Origin of the sequence: Hydrogenophaga sp. (assembly GCF_051860785.1) — a bacterium.
In the GTDB taxonomy this organism is placed as follows: domain Bacteria; phylum Pseudomonadota; class Gammaproteobacteria; order Burkholderiales; family Burkholderiaceae_C; genus Hydrogenophaga.
This window is the reverse complement of sequence record NZ_JBIMLB010000046.1, coordinates 1-253: the sequence shown is the minus strand read 5'-3', so window position 1 is coordinate 253 and position 253 is coordinate 1.

Genomic DNA, 253 nt, shown 5'->3' with positions numbered 1-253 from the left:
GTCTTCGTCATCAGTTCGATCGCGCGCGGTATTCCGATCAACGAGACGTATCGCGGCGTCCTGCCCTATGTCGCGGCGGACCTTGTGCGCCTGGGACTCGTTTTCGCCTGTCCGGTCCTGGCCACGGGGCTCGTCCGATTTTTTGCCTAGCGACTGATCCTGCCGTGACGCTTTTTGACTGAACCCGAGGTCGCCATGACGCCCGAACCGATCCACGACATCGCTCATCTCGCCCATGTCGAGCTGTTCACCG